This is a genomic window from Shimia abyssi (assembly GCF_003014475.1).
Taxonomy (GTDB): Bacteria; Pseudomonadota; Alphaproteobacteria; order Rhodobacterales; family Rhodobacteraceae; genus Shimia; species Shimia abyssi.
In genome coordinates this window covers 129,138-154,931 of record NZ_PYGJ01000002.1, presented here as the reverse complement: position 1 = coordinate 154,931, position 25,794 = coordinate 129,138, and the positions used below count along the sequence as shown (strand labels likewise).

The window sequence follows — 25,794 nt, the reverse complement described above, 5'->3', positions numbered from 1 at the left end:
GCAGGTATGTTCTACGATATTCACAAAGCGATTCGCACCGGATTTTTGGTGTTGAGCGCCTCAGTTGGTTTGAGTGTAAACGTGCAGGCGCAGACTTTGCCAGACGCGTTGGCGGAAGCCTACTATCACAGCGGATTGCTACAGCAAAACCGCGCACTGTTGCGGGCTGCTGACGAAGACGTCGCCGCTACCTTAGCTCTGTTACGCCCTGTGATCAGCTGGTTTGGTGAGGTTGGTCACCTAAATAGTGGTGTACGGTCTGCGGCCACTGCTTCAACTCGCTACAATTCTACGCAAAATGCGGCGATCGGTTTGTCTTTTGATTTGTTGTTGTTTGACAATGGTGGAACCAAGCTAGCTGTTGATGCGTCCAAGGAAACCGTTTTGGCAACGCGTCAATCACTGATTTCTGTCGAGCAATTTGTTCTGTTTGACGCGGTCCAGTCGTTCATGTTCGTCGTTAGGGACGAAGAAATTGTTTTGTTGCGGCAAAATAACCTGCGAGTTTTGGAGCGCGAATTGCAAGCTGCGCGGGATCGTTTTGAAGTCGGCGAAGTCACCCGTACAGATGTGGCGCTTGCCGAGGCTCGGCTTGAAGGAGCGCGTGCTGAGCTTTCAGCGGCGCAGGGTGATCTTGCAACGAGTCAGGAGTTTTATGCGGCGGCAATTGGAAGTCGGCCAGGGCGCTTGGTTTCGCCTTCGCAATTGCCGTACACAGCCCGCTCCGTAGAGGATGCCAAGGCAGTCGCGATTCGGTCGCACCCGGACATGGTGCGGATCCAGCATGAGATTTCGGCAGCTGAGCTAAATGTAATGCGTGCTAAGTCCGACATGGGGCCTACGATCAGCCTGACTGGGCGTTTGGCGACAGACCAAGAGTTTGGCAGCGACAATTTTTCAAATAGCTCGTCCATCGGGTTCAGTTTTAGCGGCCCAATATATGCGGGCGGACGCCTGTCGGCCCTGACACGTCAAGCTATGGCGCAACGAGATGCTGTTCGCGCGTCTTTGCATGTTACGCGACATAGTATTCGCCAACAGGCGGGTAGTTCATGGGCGACGCTGATAGCTGCTGGCGCAGCGATCACGTCGAGTGAACGTCAAGTGGACGCGGCGCGCATTGCCTTTGAAGGTGTGCGGGAAGAGGCGAAGCTGGGCGCCCGGACTACTCTGGATGTATTGACGGCTGAGCAAGACTTGCTGGACGCTGAAGCGAACCTGATTTCAGCGCAAGCGACGCAGGTCATTGCCGCCTATGCGGTCTTGTCATCCATGGGGTTGCTGACGGTAGATCATTTGAATCTGCGTGTCGAGCAGTACGACCCCGAAGCATACTATAATCTGGTCAAGGACGCGCCGGCGGTGAATACAAAGCGCGGTCAACAGTTGGATAAAGTCCTCAAGTCGCTCGGCAAAGAGTAAGCAATTATCCCTATCGGTTGTGCCAAGAGACTGTAGTCGCTACACTTCCATTGAGGAATGAGTGGTGCTGAAGAATGCCTGACCCGGTAAAACACAGTGAAATTGAAGACGTTTTGACGTCTATTCGGAGACTCGTGTCAGAGAATCGAGATGCGAGTGCCACCAGATCTGTGATTGCCAACGACGTCGAGGATGTACCCAAGGCGGCAGTTTCTAATCTGGCAACCGTTCGCGAAGACACGCCTTCCGCTCTGGTTTTGACACCCGCATTGCGCGTTTTGGAAGACGAAACAGACATTGATCAAGCCGAATCTGATCCCGATAATGTGATGTCAGCTGAAGGTGATTCAGGCGTGGAGGTAGCGCTTGACGAGGCGGGTATACCGTCTAAGCCAGTAGAGCAGGGAGACTATCGCGAAGGCGGTGAGGTTACTGATTGTGATGAACCCCAGCACTCGACAGAGGGCGCTGAATTGTCAGATGCCGCTCAGGAGAGCGATTTTGGCGGAGCGTATGAAAATGCCCTCGGCGTGTCGTTAGATGGGGATGCTCAAGCGCTTGAAGTCTCGGAGGTTAGTGAACAGCCTTTAGTCGACGATGAGCTTGCGGAAGACGGCTTGGACGAAGAAGAACCATTCGATTTCCAGCGGGTTTTAGACGCACGGATCGTGCACTGGCGCGATGGGGATGGTTTGGTTGAAGAACCTGACTCCCCCGGTGACAGTGACTATGCCGGAACCGAACCTGAAGTGTCTTCTTGGGAAGTGCCGAACAACACGGTGACGGAAGAATTCGATACGGCGAGCGGCTTTGAAGCTGTCATCAGCGACGAAATCATTGAAGAGGCGGTGCCAGAGGTCGCGCAGGCGGTTGATGAGGCCGCTGTAATAGATGAAGACATACTGCGCGAAATGGTTGCTGATATCGTACGTCAGGAGCTTCAGGGGGCGCTGGGGGAGCGTATCACACGTAACGTGCGCAAGTTGGTGCGCCGCGAGATACACAGGGCACTTGCTGCTCATGACTTGGATTAAGGTTTGAACTGAAGCAACGCTGAGTGACTTTCGTTCGAGGTTTTTCCAAGGCCAAACAAGGAATAGCCTCGTCAGTTCCTACGCGTCGCAGATTACCGCAAAAAATGGCCAAAAAAAGCAGCGCTCCCAAGAGAGGAGCGCCGTCTTTTTCAGAAATATGGTTTGCTTAGGCAGCTTCAGCCTGCGCAGCGGCATTGCGACGTTCGCTTTCTTCGCGCGACAAAGCGACTGAGGTGCGCACACCTTTGCCAACGAAGTCCATCAGGCCCGATACGACACGTTCGTTCGGGTCAATACCAGCGCATGACAGTACTTCACGGCCATCCCGCGAGCGTGCCCAACGAGCAATTTGCTCGGGGCCATTGCCATATTTCTTGTCGTCAGCGATGGCATCATCCAGTGCGGCCAAAACAACTGCCGCAAAAAGTTTGCGGGCGCGGTTGCCTTGTTCATTATTGAAAGCCGCTCCATCAACGAAATCGGTCATCTCGTCGTCCTTGTATTATTGCTCTTGCGTTTTCGGCGTGACGCCCCTTATGACGTAGTTCATCTGATTCGGATAGGCTGTTTTTGCATAGCTTCTATGCAATTTACGCATGGCGTTTGGGGCGCGCATTGCGAGGTCTGAGACCTTGCCTCTCGTCAGCCATGCAGATATAGGATCGGACCAAATTGGATCAACCTCTCTGCCATGGTTTTGCTAAATGCCCAAAATAAACGGTAATGAAATTCGACCCGGCAATGTGCTGGAACACAATGGTGGCCTGTGGGCTGCAGTTAAAGTGGACCACGTAAAGCCGGGTAAGGGCGGCGCATTTGCGCAGGTCGAAATGCGCAACTTGCGCAATGGATCGAAGTTGAACGAACGCTTCCGCAGCGCGGACAAAGTCGAGCGTGTCCGTTTGGAGCAAAAGGATCAGCAGTTCCTATATGAAGATGACGGGATGCTGGTGTTTATGGACACCGAAACCTATGAGCAAATCCAGTTGCCTGCGGATCTATTGGGCGAACGCCGCCCATTTTTGCAGGACGGAATGACGATCGTTGTCGAATTTTATGAGAATGAGGCGTTGAACGCATCGCTCCCACAGAAAGTCGTGTGCAAAATCGTTGAGACAGAACCGGTGGTAAAAGGTCAGACCGCGGCGAATTCGTTCAAGCCTGCGGTGTTGGACAATGGCGTTCGGGTCATGGTGCCACCTTTTGTGGGACAAGACGAGGATATTGTGGTCAACACCGAGACCATGGATTATTCCGAACGCGCGTAACTTGCGCATGGTTCGCGAAACTCAGCCCGCCTTTGGCGGGCTTTGTTGTTTATGAGGTAAAGCGAATGATGGCGTCGCCTGCCCGCATGTTACCGACGGCGCGGTCGCGGCGCAGGTAGGCCAATGCCTGACCGCCGGACCGGGTAAAAAGCGTGCCAACCGCGCGATCCTCGCGGGTAATGGGGGTGCCAATCTCTGCAGTGCCTGACAACTCAACGCGTTCGAGACCTTTGCGCAGTTCGGTCTTGTGCTTCATGCGCGCAGTGACTTCTTGGCCGACGTAACACCCCTTGCGGAAATCGACACCGTTGAGGCGCTCAAAGTCGTTTTCAAGGATATAGCTCTCGGGGCCAAGTTCGATACCGGCTGTAGGGACCTTGTGGGCGACGCGTAGGGCATCCCAATCGGTCGTGTCGTCTGTTTGCTTAGCGTTGCGATATGCGCGCCATCCAAGCGCCGATGTGCGGGGATCAGCGACACCGTCAGTGGGTGTGTCCCCTGTCCCGCGATGCAGGTGAAGCTCCGATTGTTCAATCGAAACATCGGCACGCAGCTTATACATATTTAAGCGCGCCATAAGGCCCGGTGCTTGTTCGGCGTCAGCATCAAGGAGAACATCCGCGCCGTCCCGTTTCAAAAAGAAATCCGCCAGGTATTTGCCTTGGGGCGTTAGTAGCGCGGCATACAGAAGCCCATCTGTCAGGTGATCCATGTCATTGGTGACAAGCCCTTGCAGGAAATGGTTGGTGTCGGCGCCTGAGACGCGAAGAATGGTTCTGGGGCGGTCCATAGCGGGGTCCTGTTCTTGCTCACTATCTTCATATAGAAGCATCCGCGTGAATGAACAGAGCTGGACTGGAAAATGCGCGCACCGCTGAGTGTGGTTATCCCAACGTTTAACGCTGAAGAGGCGCTTCCGGCGTGTTTGTCGGCATTGTTCGAGGGTGTTCAGTGTGGGCTTATCCGCGAACTGATCGTGGTGGATGGAGGATCCAGTGATCGCACTGTTGAGGTGTCACAGGAATCCGGGGCGGACGTCGTGCAAGTCGCACCTTCGCGCGGTGGGCAATTGCGGGTGGGTGCGGAAAAGGCGCGGGGGAGGTGGCTGTTGTTTCTACACGCAGATACGGTTTTGGCCGAAGGATGGACCGAAAGCGTGATGTCACATATGGGCCATCCAGATCGCGCCGGGTATTTCAAATTGCGTTTCGATACAATCGGATTGGCCCCGACCGTAGTTTCGGGGTGGGCAAATCTACGGTCACGGGTATTTGGCTTGCCTTACGGGGATCAGGGCTTATTGATCGCGCGCGAGACTTATGCGCACGCGGGAGGGTATCCAGACGTTCCGCTGATGGAGGATGTCGCATTAGCGCTTGCGCTTAGTGGGCGGTTGGTGGCGCTGCCTTCGACTGCCGAAACGAGCGGCGAGAAATACGCCAAAGCAGGATGGTTGCGGCGAGGAACGCGGAACTTGACCATATTGCTGCGGTATTTCATGGGAGCATCACCAGAACGGCTGGCGGCGGATTATCGGCGTTGATCAGCGCACCCAAGGCAAACGAGAAAGCGCACGGGCGAACAGCGATTGCGCTGGTCGAGCATTCGGCGCGGGATCGATTGCGACGGGTTTGAGTGCCTTGGCTTCGGCCGTTTCACCTTCGGTGTTGAATTGCAGGTTGTAGAGCTCCGCATATAGCCCCCCGCGCGCGAGCAGCTCGGTATGGGTGCCTTGGTCCACAACTTCGCCCTTGTCCATGACCACAATTTTGTCGGCTTCCCGAACTGTTGAAAGACGGTGCGCAATCACAAGTGTTGTGCGCCCCTTGGACAGCCGGTCGAGCGCTTGCTGCACTACGGTTTCTGATTGCGCGTCGAGGGCGGATGTGGCCTCGTCTAGCAAAAGAATGGGTGTGTTACGCAAAAGCGCGCGGGCAATGACCGTGCGCTGGCGCTGGCCGCCTGACAAGTTGGATCCGCGTGGGCCTACCTCACTATCAAGGCCGTTGGGCAACTTGGGCAGGAAGTCGGCCACATGAGCTGCCTTGAGCACGTCTTGGAGGCGGGTATCGTTCACGTTTGTCTGCCCGAGCAAGATGTTTTCGCGCAGAGTTTCGTCAAACAACAGGGCGTCTTGGGAGACGACGGAAAACAGCCCGCGCAGATCGGCCAGAGATAGGTCTTGGTTAGAGACGCCGCCAACCTTGACCGACCCGGATTGAGGGTCGACCAGGCGGGTCAGAATATTAAAGACCGTTGATTTTCCGGCACCAGAGGCCCCAACAATCGCTGTGGTTTTGCCCGCTTCCGCCACGAAAGACGTGTTCTGAAGCACAGTTGCATCGCCATAGGCGAGGTGCACATTGCTGAGTTCGACGCCGGGGGTTTCCTTGGGGGGTGCCAGTGGATTAGTGGGGTCCACAAGGGTGGGCTGAACATCGAGCAGCTCTTTGATGCGTTCTATAGAAGATGCCGCAACTTGCCATAGGCCGGTCATGCCACCGAGGCGGCGCAGAGGCTCGAACATCATTGCGATGGCGGTGAAAAAGCTCATGAATTGACCAATGGTCTTTTCACCGGCGATAATTTCACCACCGCCATAGATCAGCACGCAGAAAAAACCCAATCCGGCGGTCAGGTCGACCATACCCGCGATAGAGGCGCTGCCAAAACGGGCGCGTACTTCGGCGCGTACAAGCTGTTTGGAATCAATGCGAAATTTCTTGGCCTGGTATTCCTCAAGCAGGTTGAGTTTGGTCGGGACGATGCCGTGAAAGACCTCATCCAACTGTGTTGCAAGGCCAGCGCCAAGGTCACGGGCTTCGCGCGAGCGTTTTCGAATAAATCGCTGAGCGGCGAGCGTAGGCAAAACGAGCAATGGCGTTCCAACACAGGCAACGACGGTCCATTTCCAATCGACGCTAATTGCAACGCCGAGAAGCGCGATCAACGAGATGAAATCGCGGCCAACACCAGTGATAAATGCAGCCCAGACGCCGTTAATGGATTGCACGTCGGACTGGACACGCTGGATCAAAAACCCCGGAGGGTGCGTTTGGTGGAACGCGTTGTCCTGACGCATGAGATGGCCAAGCATGTCGATGCGCAAATCGGTTGAGGCGTTTTGCGCAACAGCGGTCATGATGACTTTGTGCAGAACACTGGTAATGCCGCGAAGAACGAAGATTCCCGTGATTATCAGGCCGACAGCCCACAGGGCGTTTTCGTTACCCTGCGAAAACGCGGTGTCAAACATGGGTTTGACCATGTAGCTGATGGCACCCAGAGAAGAGCCTTCAATCGCCATGAGCAGAGCGGAAAAAAGGAGCAGCCACTTGTATTTACGCAAATAGGCGGTCCACACCCAGCGCATCAGTTCGCCGCTTTTTTGGCTATTATCCTGGTTCGGTTGTGCCAATGGTGTCGCCCTTGTGTCCGGGGTGTCGCTTTGGTGACCATTTACAACCGAGCACGGCCCGAAACCAGAGGCAATGGGTGTGCCGCGTTTTTCCGCTGTGGTGTGCGCGAAAAATGCCGCTTCGACCATATTGACCTTACCAGCTGTGGCAGTAGGGTCGCTTGGCTGAATGGGAGTGTGCATATGGATCTGAATCAGGGGCGAACCTATCTGGCGATACCAGGGCCTTCGGTGATGCCGGACGCAGTGCTGCGTGCCATGCACCGCGCATCGCCTAACATCTATGAAGGCGAATTGATCGGGATGATGCCCGACATCCTGAGAGATCTAAAGCGTGTGGCCAGAACGCAGCATGAGGCGGCGATATATATCGGCAATGGTCACGCGGTCTGGGAAGCGTCGCTGGCCAATGTGGTCGAAGAAGGCGACAAGGTTCTGGTTCTGGCGTCGGGTTGGTTCGGGCATGGGTGGTCGGACATGGCGCGCGCGCTGGGAGTGGAGTGCGAAGTGCTTGAGTTTGGGCGTCGCCAGCCCGCCGATGTTGCGCGAGTGGCCGAAGCATTGGCGGCAGACAAATCCCATAGTTTTAAAGCTGTTCTGGCTGTGCACGTGGACACATCCTCCTCTGCCAAGTCTGATATTGCGGCAATTCGGGCGGCGCTTGACAGCACAGGGCATTCGGCATTGTTGATGGTTGATTGCATCGCGTCGCTGGGCTGTGACCGCTTTGAGATGGATGATTGGGGTGTCGATGTTATGGTTGCAGCCTGCCAGAAGGGTCTGATGGTGCCGGCTGGCGTGGGGTTTGTATTCTATAATGACAAGGCAGATCGTGTGCGGGGCGAAATGCGCCGGGTCAGTAAATACTGGGACTGGCGACCGCGCACTAATCCAGAGATTTTCGCGCTTCATTTCTGCGGCACTGCACCGACACATCATTTGTATGGCCTGCGAACTGCACTGGACATGATCCATGAAGAAGGGCTGGAAAACGTTTGGAAACGCCATAAGATTTTGGCACACGCGATTTGGGCCGCCTCTGAAACTTGGGCCATGCAAGGACCGTTTGAGTTGAACATAACCGAGCCGACGCATCGTAGTCATGCTGTAACATCCTTGCGAATTGGTGTGCCGCACGGGACGTCGTTGCGGCGTTGGACTCAGGAAACTGCGGGTTTGACGCTTGGTATCGGGTTGGGCATGGCGACCGAAGAAGATCCCCAAAGTGATGGGTTCTTTCGATTTGGGCACATGGGGCATGTGAATGCGCAGATGATTCTGGGGATGTTGGCAACTGTACAGACAGGTTTGGTTGCACTGGGCATTCCGCACGGTGTTGGCGGCGTGGATGCGGCGGCGGCGGTGATTGCTGGCTCGGACGTCTAGCGAGTTTTTTGACCGATACGGTCAATGCCCGCGTTCAGGATCACGGCGAGAACCATCACCGCAGGCAAACCCCAGACCACCCACAATACGCCAAATATCCAGATGAGATTTACAAAACCCATCACAAGGCAAGTGATCGTATAGTTTTCAACACGCTGAATTGGACGAGACATGCTGACATCCTCCCGGTTTGAGAGGTTAACTGCGAATCGTGCTGACTGGGATCAATTTTTTTTGTGCAGTTGCCTCATCAGCCAATCTCGGCCAACACCTCCTCTAGGGCGGCGTCGAACAATGCCATGTGACGGGCTGGTCCGCAGCTAACGCGGATACACCGGTTCTGGGGCGCGACAAAGGGCATACGAACAAAAATACCGCGTTTAACAAGGCCCTCCAATATGAGCTTTGCATAGGTGTCGTCACGGCCGCAATCTATCGCGACGAAATTGGTGGCTGATGGAAGCGCAGCGAGCTCATATTTGGCAGCAATTTCGGAGAGCATGTCGCGTGAGGCGGTCACCTTTGCTACGGTTTGTTCGAGCCAAGCCTGATCTTGCAACGCAGTAAGCGCGCCAGCTTGGGCGGCGCGGTTCAAACCAAAATGATTGCGGATCTTTTCAAAGGCGCGGATGAAGTCGGCCTGTCCCAGCGCGTACCCGACCCTTGCGCCAGCCATACCATAGCCCTTGGAAAAGGTGCGCATTCGAATGACGCGAGCGTCGTTGATGTCAATTGGTACTGCTGTTCCGGGTGGGGCCAGTTCGACATAGGCCTCGTCGAGGAGCAACACACAACCGTTTGGAAGTGCATCCAGTTCGGCGGCGATGTCTCCGCCAGTGTGCCAGCTGCCCATAGGGTTGTCGGGATTTGCAAAATAGACAAGCTTTGCACCAACCTCGCCGGCCTTTTTGAGCAGCGCTGGCAGGTCTTCGGCGTCATTGAAGTAGGGTACTTTGTGTAAAATGCCCCCGTAGCCCGCGACATGGTAGTTGAATGTGGGGTAAGCGCCATTTGAAGTGACGACAGCATCGCCCGGTTCGATGAGCAAACGTGCGAGATACCCAAGAAGCCCATCAATGCCTTCGCCGACGACAATATTCTGTGGGCCCACATTGTGGAATGCTGCCAACGCATAGCGGAGATCGTGGCTTTCTGGGTCGCCGTACATCCAGATATCGGACGAGGCGTCCCGCATCGCGGCGATGGCCTTGGGAGAAGGGCCAAAGACGTTTTCATTGGCACCAAGGCGTGCGGAAAAGGGTTCTCCACGCGCGCGCTCCTGAGCTTCGGGGCCGACAAAAGGCACGGTAGCGGGCAGGGTTTGTGCGAGTTTGGTAAAGCGTGGTCCTGTCATGTGGTAAAGAGTGGCGCATTGGCCGTCATGCAACAAGCACGAAATGCCCTGACGTTAGTGTAGCATTCGAGTTGAGCTCGATAGAGAGTATCGAGAACTGTACCGGAGGAGAGTGACGTCATGTCTCGCGTATCTGTCGAAATCGAGAATCACATAGCACACGTGACGCTGACCCGTGGCGACAAGATGAACGCGTTGGATCCCAAAATGATGCAAGCCATTGTTGAGGCGGGCGAGGGACTCATGGCGCGAGATGAGGTGCGCGTGGTGTTGCTGTCTGGCGAAGGAAAGGCGTTCTGCGCTGGGTTGGACATCATGTCTTTTGGCGCGATGGCGGGGCAAGATCCGGAGAGTTTTCTGATGCCTCGGACGTATGGCGATGCAAATCTGTTCCAACAGGTTGCGATGGTCTGGCGCAAGTTGCCGATGCCGGTGATCTGCGCGCTTCAAGGTGTCGCTTATGGTGGCGGTTTCCAGATTGCCTTGGGCGCGGATGTGCGCATTGCGGCACCGGGAACCAAGCTGGCGGTGATGGAGATAAAGTGGGGGATTGTGCCGGATATGGGCGGTATGGCACTGTTGCCGCACTTGACAGGTAGCGATGTCATCCGGCGATTGACTTATTCTGCTGCACCGTTTGAGGCGGAGCAAGCGTTGGAATGGGGCTTAGTGACAGAGCTTGCCGAAGATCCTGTGGCGGCGGCGCTGGCGCTCGCTGAAGAGATTGCCGAAAAGAGCCCATCTGCCATCCGCGCCGCCAAGGAGTTGATCGGGTTTGCCGAGGCGCATATGGGGGATCAAGATGCAGTGTTGCTTGAAGAAAGTCGTGTGCAGGCGGGTTTGATCGGGAAGCCGCATCAAATGGAAACGATTGCTTCTAACCTACAGAAACGGAAGCCAAATTTCGACTGATCTGGTAAGTCGGACAAGATTGTCCGACCTACGAAACCTATCGCCCTTGGGCACGGATTGGGCGTGTCGTGGTGGCAGGCCACCGGTGACACGCCCTTATTCCAAGGTGTTACCCCAGCTCGGCCAGCTTGGCCAATGCCGCTTTCAGTTTGGCTTCTTCTTCTTCACGTGCAGCGAGGTTGGCGCGGGCTTCTTCGACCACCTCGTCCGGGGCGGAGGCCACGAATTTGGGGTTATTGAGACGCCCGCGAAGGCCGCCCAGCTCTTTGGCCAATTTACCTAAAGTCTTTTCAAGGCGGGCTTTTTCGGCGTCGATGTCAATGATATCGGCCAAAGGCAGGCCAAAGCTGCCTCCCTCAACTGCGACGGTGATCGAGCCCTTTGGGAACTCGGCCGTTTCCGACAGGCTGTCGATACGGGCCAGTTTCATGATCAACGCTTCGTTGCGCGTCCAGGCGGCGCGACCGGCGTCATCCAGCTCGCTGACAAGCATGGGGATTTTTAGTCCGGCGGGCACGTGCATCTGGGCGCGCGCCGAGCGAACATTATCGATCACCGAGATCACCCAATTCATTTCGCGATCGGCGTTTTCGTCTACATAATCAGCAGCTTGGTAGGTTGGCCAGTCGGTGTGCACCAGCATCTTTTCGCGCGCGCCGAGGTTGCCCCAGAGCTCTTCTGTAATGAAGGGCATGATGGGGTGCAAGAGGATCAGGCACTGGTCGATGACCCAGCGCATGGTGGCCTTGGTTTCGGCGACGACGGCCTCGTCCTCGGACGAAAACATCGGTTTGGAAAACTCCAAATACCAGTCGCAGACTTTACCCCAGACAAAGCCATAAAGCGCATTTGCGGCATCGTTGAACCGGAAGCTGCTGAGGGCCTCATCAACGATTTCTCGCACTTTGGCGGTCTCTCCGATGATCCATTTATTGGCCGTTTGGGCCACGTCGGTATCACGTCGGTATTGCGTCGGTATTACGTCGGTGTCGTAAACGCCATTCATCTCGGCAAAGCGGGCGGCATTCCAGAGCTTGGTGCCGAAATTCCGATAACCAGCAATACGTTGCATGTCGAGCTTCAACACACCACCGAGGGCCGCCATGGCCGCCGAGGAAAAGCGCAGCGCGTCGGCGCCGTATTCGTCGATGATCTCGAGCGGGTCCATGACGTTGCCGGTGGATTTCGACATCTTCTTGCCCTTGGCGTCGCGCACAAGGCCGTGCAGGTAGACGGTGTCAAACGGGATCTGATCGACAACGGCAAGCTGCATCATCATCATACGCGCCACCCAGAAGAACAGGATGTCCTGCCCTGTGACGAGGGTCGAGGTCGGGAAGTATTTCGCCATCTCCGGCGTGTCTTCGGGCCAGCCGAGTGTGCCGATAGGCCAGAGGCCGGAGGAGAACCAGGTGTCGAGGACGTCGGGGTCGCGGTAAACGGGTAGTTTGAATTTACCACTTTCGCCTTGAACTTCGAACGCCTTCACCATCGTAAAAACAGACAAACCGGCTTCGTAGTTTTCCCTCAATTCTTGATCAGTTGGAGGTGAGGGAACTAAATCTACCTCACTTCCATAGTAGTTTTGGAACCACTCTATCGCTTCGCTTTCAGTAGGAGCACAATGAGCTATCCGGCCACTGAGGTCGAATTGTTTGGTGCCATCTTCATTTTTTGTTAGTTTTATTCCATACCAAACCGGAATCTGGTGCCCCCACCAAAGCTGGCGTGAGATACACCAAGGCTCGATATTCTCCAGCCAGTGGTAATAGGTCTTTTCCCCGCTTTCGGGCAGGATTTTCACGGTGCCGTCGCGTACGGCGTCGAGCGCGGGGCCGACGACTTTCTTGGCGTCCACGAACCATTGGTCGGTCAGCATCGGTTCGATGACAACTTTGGAGCGGTCGCCAAAGGGCTGCATGACCGGTTTGTTTTCGACGTAGGGGCGCAGCACCTCTTCGGGACCCTCCGGGCCCTCTTCGGTGACGTTGTGTATCACTGCGAGACCTTCGGCCGTGATCTGATCTACCACCAGTTTGCGCGCCTCGAACCGGTCCAAGCCACGGATATCATCTGGGACGAGGTTGACGGCGTCTGCCTCGTTTTCACTCAGGCTGCGCTCACCTTTGGCCACCGACATGGCGATTGTTGCGGCAGCCGCGTAGTCTTCGCCATCGGCGCGCATTGCGCCTTTGGTGTCCATCAGGCGGTACATTGGAATGCCGCCGCGCTTGGCAACCTGATAATCGTTGAAATCATGCGCGCCAGTGATTTTCACCGCACCAGAGCCGAAGTCTTTGTCCGGGTATTCATCGGTGATGATCGGGATCAGACGGCGGTGCTCTTTGGGGCCCACTGGGATTTCACAGAGCTTGCCCACGATGGGCGCGTAGCGTTCGTCCGAGGGGTGCACGGCGACGGCGCCATCGCCCAGCATGGTTTCAGGCCGGGTTGTGGCGATCGAGATATAGTCGCGCGTTTCGCGCAGGGTGACGTTGCCGTCTTCGTCTTTTTCGACATATTCATAAGTCGCGCCGCCGGCGAGCGGGTATTTGAAGTGCCACATATGGCCAGCGACTTCGATGTTTTCCACTTCGAGGTCAGAAATGGCGGTTTCGAAATGTGGGTCCCAATTCACGAGGCGCTTGCCGCGATAGATCAGGCCTTTGTTGTACATATCGACAAAGACCTTGAGCACGGCATCGTGGAAGTTGCCGCCAGCAACATCTTCGGGGGCGCCGGGTGCGCCGGACATGGTAAAGGCTTCGCGGGACCAGTCGCAGGAGGCGCCAAGGCGCTTGAGCTGATTGACGATGGTGCCTCCGCTTTCGCCCTTCCATTCCCAGACCTTCTCGAGGAATTTTTCGCGGCCCAACTCTCGGCGTGATGGTTGCTGTGTTTGCGCCAGCTTGCGTTCTACCACCATCTGGGTGGCAATGCCTGCATGGTCTGTACCCGGCTGCCAGAGCGTGTCAAAGCCCTGCATACGTTTCCAGCGGATCAGGATGTCCTGCAACGTGTTGTTGAAGGCGTGGCCCATATGCAGGACGCCGGTCACGTTTGGGGGCGGGATCATGATGCAATAGGTCGAAGCGCCGGGTCTGGCGTTGGCACCTGCGGTAAAGCAACCGGCCTGTTCCCATGCTGCATAGAGGCGGCTTTCGGCTTCAGCGGCGTTGAATGTTTTTTCCATCGGCATGCGTCTTGATCCCTTTAGTGGTCGCGGGATGCTGTATCGAATGCGGGGGCAAAGGGGAAGGAGGGCGCATTGGTTTTTTCACACCGGACAGCGCAAATGGACGGCCCAGAGTTGGGTATTTTTGAACATTGAGAAGCGGCAGAACACTTTTTTAACTGAAATTGTGTTTGATGATCGTGAGGTACAGGCTGGGGAGCCGATGGCCGTAACGTTGAGAAGTCGCGCGGTGATGTCCCCGCCTTGGGTTTATCAAACCGCGAAGCCGGGCCATTGCCGGGCGCACTTTGAGATTTCTCAATGTTCTCAAATACCCAATTCAGCACCGAAGGTGCACATACTGTGCACGCCCATGGGCGTGCCCCATTGGGTCACGCCTGGAGACGCTGGGATGCGACAAGTTTATTTTGCAGTGGCTCGCGGGCGCTGGGGCGGATGATTTCTGGGTCGTAGGGTGGCCGGTCAAAAACTTCACGCACCATTGGGGCAAAGAACTCCAACGGCAAGGTAACGTAAGCCGGGTCAAAGCTCGCTTGATCCCAGCGTTCACAAAAAACTGCGTTATCGTCGAAATAAGGGTGTCCGCGATGGCGTTCGCGCTTGTGCTGGTCAAAGCCTTCGAGATGGTGGCCATAGTACAGCATCTGGAAGTCGCCATGGGTTTGTACCACCCAGGCGCATTGTTCGCGTACAAAGGGTTTCAGGATCGTGGCGGCGTATTCGTCGTGATTATATGGCGCATAGATGTCGCCAATGTCGTGCAACAGTGCTGAGACAACCCAGTCGATATCGGCCCCATCCCGCCAAGCCCGGGTGGCGGATTGCACAGAGTGACCAAGGCGTGTGATCTGGTAACCGGACAGGCTTTCATCCAGTTCCACCAAGGCTCTGAGCAGGCGGTCGGCTGTGTGTTTCGTATGGTCGGTTTCGTGGGCGGTCAGGAATTCATACTCTTCCTTAGTGCCATCTTTCATCTGGGTAAAGTTGACCTTTTCCATTTTTTGCGCGTCCATCATGCATAGAGACCTTTTGCGTTTTCTGTGCCCTTCATCGTGGCCTGGGCCTGAGCGGAGCGGATTTCTTCGTAGAGCGCAAGGCTTTCTGAAGAGAAAGCTGTGCGCGGAGGCGCATAGTTAATGAAGTTGCCCGCGCGATCCGCGCCGCGAACAAGCATGGCATAATCTTTGTCGGCGACCTGCTGGGCCACGGTAGGCGTGACATATCGGATCACAGCGGCGATGCGGCGGTCGTTTGAGGTGTTTGGGCCGGAGCCGTGGATTGTCAGGCCATGGTGCAGTGACATTTGACCCGGGTGGATTTCAATCGGGACCTTGTCGGTGTCAGGGACATTAACGCGCACTTCTTGACCACGGCTAAGCAGGTTGTCTTCGGAAAACGTGTCTTCGTGCGGCAGGATCGGATTTTTGTGCGAGCCGCGCACAAAGTCCATACAGCCCGATTGCGAAGTGGCGGGCGACAGGGCGAGCCATGCTGTGACTAGACCGTCAATGGCACCAAGGCCCCAATAGGTCAGGTCCTGATGCATGCCAACGCGGTGCTTGGTGTGTGGTTCCTTGATAAAGAACTCGACGCCATAAATCAGGATATCGGGGCCGATCAACCCCTGAACAATATCCAGAATACGCGGGTCCGCGCCAATGCGATGTGCCATGGGCAAGACGCATTGTGCGTTCACGCGTTTGTACGTGTTGAGCGGCAAGGGTAAACCGGCGTTTAGCCAATTGTGTTCGATGGATTCTAATTCGCGGCGCAGAGCGTGGGCTTCTTCTGTGGCCATGACTTGAAGAGGGAAGAGATAGCCGTCTTGCCAGTATTGATCTTTCTGGTTTTGGGACAGGTGTCCGTTTTCCAGAGGGAGTGAGGGGAGCATTAGAAACCTCGCAATTTGCGTTAAGTGCAGGTTAGTCGCAACTGTGATTTTGACAGCATGACACCTCTTGCGGGGCAGGCTAAGTTTTACTTATGCTACATGCATGCAGAGCAGAATTCCCTCGCTCAATTGGTTGCGTGTGTTCGAAGCAGCGGCGCGGACAGAGAGTTTTGCGCGCGCTGCTGAGCAGTTGAACATGTCGGCGGCGGCGGTCAGCCAACAGGTGCGCGCGTTGGAAGAGCGGCTGGGGGCGCCGCTTTTTATACGTCACGCCCATGCCGTGCGCCTAACGGAAGCTGGGCGGGCCTACTTGCCGCCGGTGCAGCAAGCCTTGATGACGTTGGAGGAGGCCACAGAAGGCTTGTTTGGGCAAACGCGCGAGCAGGGCCTGTATGTGCAATCGGTGCTCATTTTTGCCCATGGCATACTGTCGCGCGGTATGGCTGAATTCGAGGAGCAACATCCGGGTGTGTCGGTTGTTTTGTCGACGGGGAATTCGGCATCCGATTTGCAGGGTGGCTTTAGCGATCTGAAGATTATCTTTGGCAATCCACATGCTTATGGCGCTGAAAGTGACCGGCTGATGGGGGAACGCCTATTCCCGGTGACGGTGCGAAATGTCGCGGAGCGTATTGCGCACCCTTCGGACCTTTTGGAGTGGCCGTTGATCGAAGTCGGTACCCATCGTTCGGGTTGGTCGCAGTTTCTGGAGGATCGAAAGGTACGACCCGGTGGGCGACGGATCGTATATGCGGATAGTAGCCTGATGGCGATGGCCATGGCGCGCGAAGGGCGGGGAATAGCACTTGCGCGGGCACCGGCGAGCGATATCGAGATGAACGGCATGGGATTGACGCCATGCCTGCCGGGCGTTTCTGTGCAAGGCAGCGAAGCCTATCATCTGGTTTATGACAGTTTGTCCGGGCTACGGCCCCCGGCGCGGCGGTTTCGGGATTGGCTGTTAGACTGGATCGCGCGGCAGGGGTGGGATTAGATGTTGTATGCGTTTGGTATTCTGAAAAGAGCTCAGTTTACCCGCGTGCTCGATTAAGTTTTGTGCTGAGGTGGATTAGGCTTTCGGAGTTTTTCACCCCCTTGGTTTCACCAATTCGGTCAAGCGTTTCGTCCAGTTCGGACGTGGTATCGGCCGCGAGTTGGACGATCAGGTCAACGCGACCTGAGCAGGTGTGCACGGTTTCAACAGCGCTGAGAGTTTTCAACTTTTGCAGAACCGACGGGCCCGCGCGCAGTTCGATGGACACCAACGCAGTTGCATGAATGCGGGGCCTCACCTGATCGCCAAGTTGAAGGGTGTAGGCGGCGATTGTGCCAGATTGCTCCAGCCGGTCGATACGTGCCTGAACTGTTGTCCGCGCAAGACCGAGCTTACGCGCCAGAGTGGCAACTGGAGCGCGCGCGTTGTCCGACAGGAGCGCCAACAGGGATTGGTCGGTTTTGTCGATATGCATGATGTCTTCGTCATTTTGCCCAAAGTTAGAGGCAAAATACCCGCTTTGCCGCATGAAATCGAGCGATTGCTGCCTCAAGCTGAGAAGGAGCAGGACAAGAGGTTTATATGCGCAATCAGCCCGCCCTTTGGCCAACGCCACGCTGGCATCTGGAGAAGTATCAGCCCGACGAGCCGGTTTTGTATTTTTGCCCCGACGTTTTGCAGGCCACAGCACAGAGGTTTTTAGACGGGTTTGATGGGACGGTTACTTACGCGGTCAAAGCCAATGATCAGATGGCGGTGTTGGAAAACCTTATCGGGGCCGGCATTGAAGCGTTTGACGTTGCTTCGCCGTTGGAAATGCAGCACGTGCGGGATGTCAATCCACAGGCGATACTGCATTACCACAACCCGGTGCGCTCAATCGCAGAGGTGGCTGGAGCGCTAAAATACGGTGTAAAAAGCTGGTCGGTGGATTGTCTGCGCGAGTTGGAGAAGCTGGCGGATCTGCCGCGAAATGGAACCGAAATAGCCGTGCGGTTTCGATTGCCTGTCGCGGGGGCGGCTTATGATTTTGGCGACAAGTTCGGCGCGGATCCGGACACGGCGGTAAGGTTGCTAAAGCATGCATGTGAGATGGGGTTCCGTCCGTCTCTGACATTTCACCCCGGAACGCAGTGTGCTGATCCGGGGGCCTGGGCCACATATGTGACCGAAGCTGCAAATGTTGCACGGATTGCGGGTGTTGAGCTGTATCGGTTGAATGTTGGCGGTGGCTTTGCGGCCCATCGGTGCGGAGCAAAGCCGGATCTGGAGGCCATTTTCGCGCGTATTTCCAAAGAGACGCTACGGGCCTTTGGGGTCAGCGCACCAGAGTTGGTTTGCGAACCGGGACGGGCGATGGTGGCAGAAGCATTTACGTTAGCTGTTCGGGTGAAAACGGTGCGCAATGGGGCGGTTTATCTAAATGATGGCGTTTACGGTGCGTTGACTGAACTACGCGATATTGGGGTGCCAGAGCGGGTTGAGGTCTTCCGGGGAGATGGTTCAACGGTCCTTGGGCGGGCCATTCCATACGTCGTTTTCGGGCCGACTTGCGATAGCCTGGATTGTCTGCCCGAAAAAATGCCATTGCCCGAAGATTTGCGTGAAGGGGATTATGTGTTGATCCGCGCGATGGGGGCCTATTCTGCGTCGATTTCCACGGGGTTTAATGGCTACGGTCGCCAAGTTGTCATAAACGTCTCTGAATTGTGAGACATTCGTGGACTGGACACTGCAAGTGGGAGGGCTACATTCCATTATAACGATGGGACCCACTGGAGCACGGAAATGGAAAAGTTTGGCAAAAGCCAATCCGTCAAGCGGACGGAAGATACGCGGTTTTTGACCGGTGAGGGGCGCTATGTGGACGACATTGCGCCGGATGGCGCACTTTCGGCGTTTTTCTTGCGCTCGCCGGTCGCACATGCCGAGATTGCCGAGTTGGATATTACGGATGCATCAGAGTTGGAAGGTGTTGTCTGTATTCTGACACAGGCCGATCTGGAGGCTGCCGGGCTGGACGCGACATTAACGGGGACACAGGTCAAGAACCGTAATGGCACTAAGGGCGCTGGGCCCAAGCGGCCGCTACTGGCGCAGGGGCGCGTGCGATATGTTGGCGAGCCGATTGCCGTGATCGTGGCCGAAACCATTGATCAGGCACGTGATGCGGCTGAGATGATCGTTTTCGATTTCGACGATCTACCCGCTCATATGGCGCTGGCCGCGGGAGGGGAGACGCTGCATAGCGAAGCACCCGACAACAAGGCGTTTGACTGGGGGTTGGGGGACGAAGCCGCGACAGCGGAAGTGTTCGAGAACGCGGCGCATGTAGTGTCGCTGGAGGTGGGCGACAACCGGGTCATTGTGAATTCGCTGGAGCCGCGCGGTTCTTATGCTGAATGGGTCGAGGGCCGTGCGCACGTTGCGATAAACGGTCAGGGGGTCTGGGTTCCAAAGGACGACATGATCCGGATCTTTAAGCTGGATGGTGAACAGGTGCGTGTAACCAACCCGGATACGGGTGGCGGTTTTGGAATGAAGGGCATGTCCTATAACGAGCCCTTTGTAATCGCGCAGGCGGCGCGGATTGCGGGGCGACCGGTGCGGTGGATGGCCGACCGGACCGAAGCGATGCTGTCGGACAATGCCGGGCGCGATCTGGTGTCGCTGGTAGAGATGGCGTTTGACGAAAACCTCAAGGCGGTCGGGTATAGGGTCAAGACGGTGTGCAATATGGGGGCCTATAATTCGCAGTTTGCGCAGGCCATCCAAACACAGCTTTTCAGCCGCGTGTTGATGGGGGTTTATGACGTGCAGCATACTTGGTTGCAGGTTGACGGTATCTATACCAACACCACGCCGGTTGACGCATTTCGAGGCGCAGGGCGGCCAGAGGCGATATACGTTCTGGAGCGTCTGATGGACCGTGCGGCACGGGAGCTGGGGGTAGATCCGCTGGAGTTGCGGCGGCGCAGTTTCATTCCGGTAGATGCGTTTCCCTATAAGTCTGCGACGGATGAGACCTATGACGTGGGTGATTTTGATCGTGTTCTAAGCCGGGCGGCAGAATTCGCCGATCTGGACGGCTTTTGCGCGCGCAAGGCCGCAAGTGCGGCCAAGGGTAAGCTGCGTGGTGTGGGCTTGTGTTACTATATCGAAAGCATTTTGGGTGATCCTGCGGAAAGCGCGAAGGTTGAATTCAATGAGGATGGTACAGCGTCGATCTATGTCGGGACACAAAGTAACGGGCAGGGACACGAGACGGTTTATGCCCAATTCCTATCGGATCAGACCGGTATTCCGGCCCATTTGATTGATGTTGTGCAGGGCGACAGCGATCGGATCAAGCAAGGTGGCGGAACGGGTGGTTCGCGATCTGTGACAGTGCAGAATACGGCAACCCTGGCGACCGTGGACGCGATGGTTGCGGCCTTTACGCCGTATTTGGCGGGGAAAATGGGTGTTTCACCGGACGATTTGTTGTTTGACCATGAACAGTTCCGCGCGGAAGGATCGAACCTCACACCGACCATGCTGGAAGCGGCGGCGATGGCGCGCGAGGATGGTCGGGATGACCTGATGATGCACGAAGCGCGCACAAGGCTGGACGCGCGTTCGTTCCCCAATGGAGCGCATTTCGCCGAGGTTGAGATAGATCCGGAGACCGGGCAGGTGGTGCTGGACCGCTATAATGTGGTTGATGATTTTGGTAATCTGATCAACCCGATGCTGGCTGAAGGGCAGGTGCATGGCGGTGTGGCGCAGGGCGTTGGACAGGCGCTGATGGAGCATACCGTGTTTGATGAAGACGGTCAGTTGCTGACCGCGACCTTTATGGATTACGCAATGCCGCGTGCGGGTGATTTGCCGATGATCGGTTTTACAACCGAGGCCGTGCCGTCGACCGCCAATGCCATGGGCATGAAAGGGTGCGGCGAAGCGGGCACAGTGGGCGCGATGGCGGCTGCGGCAAATGCGGTGCAGGACGCGCTATGGGAGCGCGGTGTTCGGCAGGCGGACATGCCGTTTACGCCTCTAAGAGTATGGGAAATGTTAAGGGATGCCTCTGAAACGGCTGCATGAGCGGATTTTTGGCTGGCTGGGCGAAAAGCTCAGCTCTCGCCATTCCAAGGCGACGCCTCGCCGGGGTGCGCTAACTCATGTGATCATTCTGGATGGCACTATGTCCACGCTTGAGCCCGGGCATGAGACCAACGCCGGCCTGACCTATCGCCTGTTGCAGGAGATGGGGCCAAGCGTGTCGGTTTACTATGAGGCGGGCGTGCAATGGCACGGATGGCGTCAGACGCTGGACGTGATGATGGGGCGGGGCATAAATCGCCAGATCCGGCGTGCCTATGGGTATTTGGCGTCGCGGTATCGCCCTGGTGACCGGATATTCCTGCTGGGCTACTCCCGCGGGGCATTTGCAGTGCGCTCGTTAGCCGGTGTGATTGACCGAGTGGGGCTGCTTAAGGCGTCTTGCGCGACGGAGCGCAATATTCGCACGGCCTATCGGCATTATGAATGCACGCCCGACAGTGAGACGGCGCAGGTGTTTGCGCAAGCTCACTGCCATGCGGATGTCGAAATCGAGATGGTGGGCGTATGGGACACGGTCAAGGCACTGGGGTTGCGGTTGCCGGTATTGTGGCGCGCAACCGAGCAGCGCCATGAGTTTCACAACCATCATCTGAGCCCGGTGGTGAAACACGGCTATCATGCGTTGGCGCTGGATGAGACGCGTGAGGCGTTTGAGCCGATCCTGTGGGAATGTCCGGATGGGTGGAGTGGACGGTCAGAGCAGGTTTGGTTTCGCGGCGCACATGGTGATATTGGCGGCATGTTGGGCGGGTTTGAGGCGGCGCGGCCGCTGTCCAATATTTCACTGATTTGGATGCTGGAAAAAATCGAGCTGTGCGGGCTGGATTTGCCCGAAGGGTGGCGGGATCGGTTTGCCACGGATGCGGACGCGCCGATGGTGGGCACTTGGCGCAGTTGGGGGCGTATGTTTCTGCTGCGCAAGCGGCGAGTCGTTGGCCAGGACAGTTCGGAGAGTATTCACGCCACAGCGCTACCGTTTGTTCATGCCGGTGAAATGAAAAGTACACTGGTGTCGGCGGAGTAGTCGGTTAGAACTTGCCGTTGTTGTTTTTCCATTGGTCACGCGGCGGGATGGCCTCGATCGTGTCCCAGTGTTCGACGATTTTGCCACCTTCAAAGCGATACAGATCGTAAATGCTGGAATGCGTGCCGTGGAAACGACCCTCGCAGACGCAGAGCACAAAGTTTCCTTCGGCAAGGACGCGGTGCAGGCGTGTGTAGTGCCATGCGCCAGTGAGTGCGGCGCGCAAGGCACTGCTTCCGTCTGGCAGGTCTGGATTGTGCTGGATCAGGTTAGGAGCGACAAAGGTGTCGATCGCGTCGAGGTTTTGGCCAACTAAAACGGTTTCGACATATGCGCGAGCAGAAGAGCGGTTGTTTTCGGTCTGGTCCATGTCGGTGATTGTTGTGGTGCCGTCCAGCATAGCGCGTCCCGAGGGGTTTGGCCCCTTGAGGGGTTGGATATTATCCCAATGTTCAACCGCGCACCCATTTTCGAACCGAAAAATCTCAAACGCGGCGCGCATGCTGGCGAAATCGTATTCGTTATGGGCAAAGGCAAAATCGCCGTCTTCGAAAACACGACAAAAGGTGACGCGGGGATTGGTTTTGGCAAGTCGGGCGAACAGGGTGGCAAGGCCCTCGCTGCCTTCGTGAGTTTGTGGATTGTGTTGGATGTAGCGGGTTTCATCGACCACCGACGCGGCCTCTGGATCGCCGGTTTCAATGCCTTTTAGCAGCTTCTGGAGCAGGTGTTTTTTAGAGGTCACGACGGATCCCCGTGGAAAGTTACAAATTCGTTCAGTTCAGCGCGGTCGGTGCGGAAGGCGTTTGCCGGCGCGTCTGTTTCGGCGTAGCCAAAAGAGATGGCGGCGAGGATATTGCGGGTTTCGGGAATATCGAAATGTGCTCGGATTTCAGTGGCATAGAACGCCAGTGCCGCTTGAGGGATGGTGGCAATTCCCTGCGCCTGAGCGCTGAGGCAGAAGGCGGTGATAAAGCCACCGCAGTCGAGCGCGCCATAGGTGCCCAATTCCGCTGCGCAGGTGATCAGGGCGACATGAGGCGCGCCGAAAAACCGATAGTTTTCGCGCATTTGCGCTGCGCGCGCCGCCTTGTCACGGCGTTCTACGCCAACCGCTTCGTAGAGTTGCAGGCCGCAGGCACGGCGGCGAGCAAGTCGCGCCCCGGAATATCTCGTGGGTGGGTCGTAATCGCAGGTTGAGGATTTTGTATCGACTGCGTTGAGCATGGTCGTGCGAAATGCCTCGGTTTCGGCACCGCTGGTCAGGTAGACATGCCACGGTTGGGCGTTACACCAAGAGGGTACGCGCCCTGCGTCTTGCAGAATTTGCGTGATCACGTCGCGCGGTACCGGATCAGGGCGGAACGCCCGACAGGAGTGACGGGTGTTCAGGAGATCCTGAAGGGTTGCGTGCTGGGGCATTGTATATCCGGTCATTGGTTTTGGGCTATGACATAGCCAATCCCGCCAGCGACAATAGCGCCGAGCACAACCGCGATGGCGATTTTCCATGCGGACCAGGGGCGTTCGCCCTGAACCCGGCCCGTTTGGCCGTTGACCACAAAGCGGTAGGTTTTGCCGCGGTATTTGTAGGCGGCGAGCCAGACCGGCAGGAGGATGTGTTTGAACGTCACGTCGCTGACAGCGGTGGAGACGCGGTGGATGCGCTGACGGTCGCCACCAATATCAAAGGTCACGTCACGGCGGATGACGCTGTCCATGTGGGTGCGGGCCTGATCGTAGCCATCCTGAAGTTCGACGGAATATCCTTCGGCGCGAAAGCCCGCGAGAAATTCGGGTGAATAGGGTTCCAGAGCAGAGAGATCCCACGGTTCGAGCGCGTCGGTGTGAGATTTAGGAAGTGCGCGGGAGGCGAGGACAAGGACGTCGTCAAACCAGCGTGCAACACGGCCCGAGACCGGTCGCCAGCGGATTTTCTGGACCTGTTTTTGCACCTGTTTTCCGTCTTCCATCACGGTTTGGGTTACGTAGTAGATGGTGCCACGCTCGCCAGAGTAGGAGGACTTTGTATCGGCATCATAGGTCCAATAGGGGACATAGACGCCGTCCATTTTACGGCCCTTGCGGGCGTATTCCTGAAGCCCGTTGGGCGCGAACCACAGCTTGCCGAGCCAAGTGTTCATGGCGTCATGGGCGGCGCGTTCCTCAAGCTGGAAGGGTAGCACAGCGCGTGGTTTGATCTGGCGGTGGAGACCTGTGTCAACCACGACGGGTGTAGCGCAGAAGGGGCATTCGGCGGCGTGAGTGGTGTCATCAAACGTGACCTGCGCGGCGCAGTTTGGGCAAGTGGAGACGCGGGCCTCGACGATTTCGGCATTGGGGAGTTGATCCGCGAGCGCCTGTTTGAAATCGAGTTCAGTGATCGCGGCGGCGCGGTCGCCTTGTTCGGTGGCTTCCTCGTGGCCGCAATGATCGCAGACGAGTTTGGATTGCTGGGGTGCAAAGCGATAGTCCGCGCCGCAGTTAGGGCAGGGGAAGCGGTGTGTTTCCTTGGGCGCGGGGGGCGGTGGAGGAGTTTGGGACATGAGATTTCAAGCCTCCGGCGGGGGTATTTGCAAACATTGAGAATGTGGGTACCCCGGCGCGTTGTGGACGCTGGGGCGAGATTTTCAGGCGCCGGGTGGGGGGGGCGGTAGAATGGTGAAGAGCTGTGCCAGTTCGGGGACGTCTTCGGCGTATTTCCAGCCGTCCTGACCGGCGGTCCAGACATAGGATTCTCGTGTGAGTTCGCCGCCTGAGGCCATACGACCCAAGGCGGCCTTGGAGAAGGGTCCCTTGGTCTCGCCGTTTTCGGCAACGTGCCAGACGTGTTCGACGGGTGGTGGTGGTGGCGGTGCGGCGGCCGCCTGTGGTGCGGGGGCGGATTGCGCGGGTGCTTGGGCCGCAGAGCGGCTGCCCCAAGGGCCAGGATTGGCCATTTGCTGGGCCATCGCCATGCCCATGCCCATTCCCATGCCAGCGCCCATACCAGAGTTTGGCGTTTGGGCGGCAGCCGTCATGGCTTCGGCGGCGGAGAATTGCGTGTATTTACCCAGATCGCCCACGATGCCCATGGAGGTGCGTTTGTCCATGGCCTCTTCGACGGCGGGAGGCAGTGAGATGTTTTCGATATAGAGTTCCGGCATAGAAAGGCCGTATTCGGCCAGTGTGCCGGAGATTTCGGCGGCGACCAGTTTGCCCAGGTCGGCGGTATTGGCGGCCATGTCGAGCACGGGGATGCCGGAGCCCGCAATCACGCGGGAGAATTCCTGAACGATGATATTGCGGATCTGGAAACTGATCTCGTCCATGGTGAACTCACCATCGGTGCCAACAATCTCGGTCAGGAAGCGGGCCGGATCGACGACGCGGATCGCGTAGGTGCCATAGGCGCGCAGGCGCACAGGGCCAAATTCTGGATCGCGCGCCATAATCGGGTTCTTGGTGCCCCATTTCAGATCGGCGAACCGTGTCGTATTGACGTAATAAATCTCGGATTTGAAAGGGCTTTTGAAACCGTGATCCCAATGCTGGAGCGTGGTCATCACCGGCATGTTGTTGGTTTCCAACATATAAAGTCCGGGGGTGAAGACGTCTGCCAACTGGCCTTCATGCACGAAGACGGCTGATTGCCCTTCGCGCACGGTCAGCTTAGCGCCATATTTGATTTCATGGCCCTCCCGTTCAAACCGCCAGACCAGCGTGTCGCGGGTGTCGTCCACCCAGTGGATGACGTCGATAAATTCGCCTGTGAGGAAATCGAAAATGCCCATAGTTGAGGTTCCTTT

Annotated in this window: 23 protein-coding genes; 10 read left to right on the top strand and 13 right to left on the bottom strand. The window is 56.7% G+C overall.

The window, feature by feature from the left end:
* Positions 1-6: 6 nt before the first annotated feature.
* Both CLV88_RS04730 and CLV88_RS04725 read left to right on the top strand, forming a co-directional pair.
* Positions 7-1,422 (top strand): TolC family outer membrane protein, encoded by a 1,416-nt coding sequence (locus tag CLV88_RS04730; protein ID WP_106607231.1) that lies wholly within the window; start codon positions 7-9, stop codon positions 1,420-1,422.
* A gap of 134 nt (positions 1,423-1,556) precedes the next feature.
* Positions 1,557-2,456 carry a hypothetical protein gene (locus tag CLV88_RS04725; RefSeq protein WP_133169911.1) on the top strand — a complete coding sequence of 300 codons (900 nt, stop codon included), beginning with the start codon at positions 1,557-1,559 and terminating at the stop codon, positions 2,454-2,456.
* Positions 2,457-2,622: 166 nt separating this feature from the next.
* Here CLV88_RS04725 and CLV88_RS04720 read toward each other — a convergent pair whose 3' ends face one another.
* Complete coding sequence (locus CLV88_RS04720; protein WP_106607229.1) at positions 2,623-2,943, bottom strand: DUF6280 family protein; 321 nt, start codon at positions 2,941-2,943, stop codon at positions 2,623-2,625.
* 217 nt (positions 2,944-3,160) lie between these two features.
* Between CLV88_RS04720 and efp the strand changes: the two genes are divergently transcribed.
* Positions 3,161-3,724, top strand: coding sequence for an elongation factor P (gene efp / locus CLV88_RS04715; RefSeq protein ID WP_106607228.1), 564 nt, complete (start codon positions 3,161-3,163; stop codon positions 3,722-3,724).
* A 49-nt stretch (positions 3,725-3,773) separates the two neighbouring features.
* Here the strand turns inward: efp and ygfZ are convergent, their stop codons facing one another.
* Entirely contained in the window at positions 3,774-4,514 is a 741-nt protein-coding gene (ygfZ, locus tag CLV88_RS04710; protein ID WP_106607227.1) for a CAF17-like 4Fe-4S cluster assembly/insertion protein YgfZ, read from the bottom strand.
* Positions 4,515-4,586: 72 nt separating this feature from the next.
* Here ygfZ and CLV88_RS04705 point away from each other — a divergent pair, with 72 nt between their 5' ends.
* Entirely contained in the window at positions 4,587-5,267 is a 681-nt protein-coding gene (locus CLV88_RS04705) for a TIGR04283 family arsenosugar biosynthesis glycosyltransferase (protein ID WP_106607226.1), read from the top strand.
* Here the strand turns inward: CLV88_RS04705 and CLV88_RS04700 are convergent, their stop codons facing one another.
* Positions 5,268-7,097 carry an ABC transporter ATP-binding protein gene (locus CLV88_RS04700; RefSeq protein ID WP_243403582.1) on the bottom strand — a complete coding sequence of 610 codons (1,830 nt, stop codon included), beginning with the start codon at positions 7,095-7,097 and terminating at the stop codon, positions 5,268-5,270. It lies immediately after the preceding gene.
* A gap of 228 nt (positions 7,098-7,325) precedes the next feature.
* On the opposite strand from CLV88_RS04700, the gene CLV88_RS04695 reads away from it, so the two are divergent.
* Positions 7,326-8,528 (top strand): pyridoxal-phosphate-dependent aminotransferase family protein, encoded by a 1,203-nt coding sequence (locus tag CLV88_RS04695; RefSeq protein ID WP_106607225.1) that lies wholly within the window; start codon positions 7,326-7,328, stop codon positions 8,526-8,528.
* Here the strand turns inward: CLV88_RS04695 and CLV88_RS22945 are convergent.
* Together CLV88_RS22945 and CLV88_RS04690 are read right to left on the bottom strand one after the other, a co-directional pair.
* Positions 8,525-8,701, bottom strand: a complete 177-nt coding sequence (locus CLV88_RS22945) for a hypothetical protein (protein WP_165798808.1) — start codon at positions 8,699-8,701, stop codon at positions 8,525-8,527. The two genes, CLV88_RS04695 and CLV88_RS22945, sit on opposite strands and share 4 nt — an antisense overlap.
* Before the next feature lie 77 nt (positions 8,702-8,778).
* Entirely contained in the window at positions 8,779-9,882 is a 1,104-nt protein-coding gene (locus CLV88_RS04690; protein ID WP_106607224.1) for a pyridoxal phosphate-dependent aminotransferase, read from the bottom strand.
* Between the two features lie 120 nt (positions 9,883-10,002).
* On the opposite strand from CLV88_RS04690, the gene CLV88_RS04685 reads away from it, so the two are divergent.
* Entirely contained in the window at positions 10,003-10,794 is a 792-nt protein-coding gene (locus CLV88_RS04685; protein WP_106607223.1) for a crotonase/enoyl-CoA hydratase family protein, read from the top strand.
* A gap of 109 nt (positions 10,795-10,903) precedes the next feature.
* Here CLV88_RS04685 and CLV88_RS04680 read toward each other — a convergent pair whose 3' ends face one another.
* The 3 genes from CLV88_RS04680 to CLV88_RS04670 all read right to left on the bottom strand — a co-directional run bounded on the left by CLV88_RS04680 (position 10,904) and on the right by CLV88_RS04670 (position 15,881).
* Positions 10,904-13,993 (bottom strand): valine--tRNA ligase, encoded by a 3,090-nt coding sequence (locus CLV88_RS04680; RefSeq protein WP_106607222.1) that lies wholly within the window; start codon positions 13,991-13,993, stop codon positions 10,904-10,906.
* Positions 13,994-14,361: 368 nt separating this feature from the next.
* Positions 14,362-14,988, bottom strand: a complete 627-nt coding sequence (locus CLV88_RS04675) for an HD domain-containing protein (protein ID WP_106607583.1) — start codon at positions 14,986-14,988, stop codon at positions 14,362-14,364.
* 14 nt (positions 14,989-15,002) lie between these two features.
* The gene (locus tag CLV88_RS04670) at positions 15,003-15,881 is read right to left on the bottom strand and encodes a phytanoyl-CoA dioxygenase family protein (RefSeq protein WP_106607221.1); all 879 of its coding nucleotides are present in this window, start codon (positions 15,879-15,881) and stop codon (positions 15,003-15,005) included.
* Positions 15,882-15,984: 103 nt separating this feature from the next.
* Here CLV88_RS04670 and CLV88_RS04665 point away from each other — a divergent pair, with 103 nt between their 5' ends.
* Positions 15,985-16,875: a LysR family transcriptional regulator gene (locus CLV88_RS04665; protein ID WP_106607220.1), complete on the top strand. Its 891-nt coding sequence runs from the start codon at positions 15,985-15,987 to the stop codon at positions 16,873-16,875.
* A gap of 37 nt (positions 16,876-16,912) precedes the next feature.
* Here the strand turns inward: CLV88_RS04665 and CLV88_RS04660 are convergent, their stop codons facing one another.
* Positions 16,913-17,350, bottom strand: coding sequence for an Lrp/AsnC family transcriptional regulator (locus CLV88_RS04660; protein WP_106607582.1), 438 nt, complete (start codon positions 17,348-17,350; stop codon positions 16,913-16,915).
* Positions 17,351-17,457: 107 nt separating this feature from the next.
* On the opposite strand from CLV88_RS04660, the gene CLV88_RS04655 reads away from it, so the two are divergent.
* The 3 genes from CLV88_RS04655 (at position 17,458) to CLV88_RS04645 (ending at position 22,006) form a co-directional block, all read left to right on the top strand.
* Positions 17,458-18,588 carry a type III PLP-dependent enzyme gene (locus CLV88_RS04655; RefSeq protein WP_106607219.1) on the top strand — a complete coding sequence of 377 codons (1,131 nt, stop codon included), beginning with the start codon at positions 17,458-17,460 and terminating at the stop codon, positions 18,586-18,588.
* Between the two features lie 75 nt (positions 18,589-18,663).
* Positions 18,664-20,961: a xanthine dehydrogenase family protein molybdopterin-binding subunit gene (locus CLV88_RS04650; RefSeq protein WP_106607218.1), complete on the top strand. Its 2,298-nt coding sequence runs from the start codon at positions 18,664-18,666 to the stop codon at positions 20,959-20,961.
* Complete coding sequence (locus CLV88_RS04645) at positions 20,939-22,006, top strand: DUF2235 domain-containing protein (protein ID WP_106607217.1); 1,068 nt, start codon at positions 20,939-20,941, stop codon at positions 22,004-22,006. Before CLV88_RS04650 ends, CLV88_RS04645 begins: the two co-directional genes overlap by 23 nt.
* A 4-nt stretch (positions 22,007-22,010) precedes the next feature.
* Here CLV88_RS04645 and CLV88_RS04640 read toward each other — a convergent pair whose 3' ends face one another.
* The 4 genes from CLV88_RS04640 to CLV88_RS04625 form a co-directional block, all read right to left on the bottom strand.
* Positions 22,011-22,751, bottom strand: a complete 741-nt coding sequence (locus CLV88_RS04640; RefSeq protein ID WP_106607216.1) for a nuclear transport factor 2 family protein — start codon at positions 22,749-22,751, stop codon at positions 22,011-22,013.
* Positions 22,748-23,428, bottom strand: a complete 681-nt coding sequence (locus CLV88_RS04635) for a nitroreductase (protein ID WP_106607581.1) — start codon at positions 23,426-23,428, stop codon at positions 22,748-22,750. Before CLV88_RS04635 ends, CLV88_RS04640 begins: the two co-directional genes overlap by 4 nt.
* Before the next feature lie 11 nt (positions 23,429-23,439).
* Positions 23,440-24,552 carry a TFIIB-type zinc ribbon-containing protein gene (locus CLV88_RS04630; RefSeq protein ID WP_106607215.1) on the bottom strand — a complete coding sequence of 371 codons (1,113 nt, stop codon included), beginning with the start codon at positions 24,550-24,552 and terminating at the stop codon, positions 23,440-23,442.
* 84 nt (positions 24,553-24,636) lie between these two features.
* Positions 24,637-25,779, bottom strand: a complete 1,143-nt coding sequence (locus tag CLV88_RS04625) for an SPFH domain-containing protein (RefSeq protein WP_106607214.1) — start codon at positions 25,777-25,779, stop codon at positions 24,637-24,639.
* Positions 25,780-25,794: the final 15 nt, after the last annotated feature.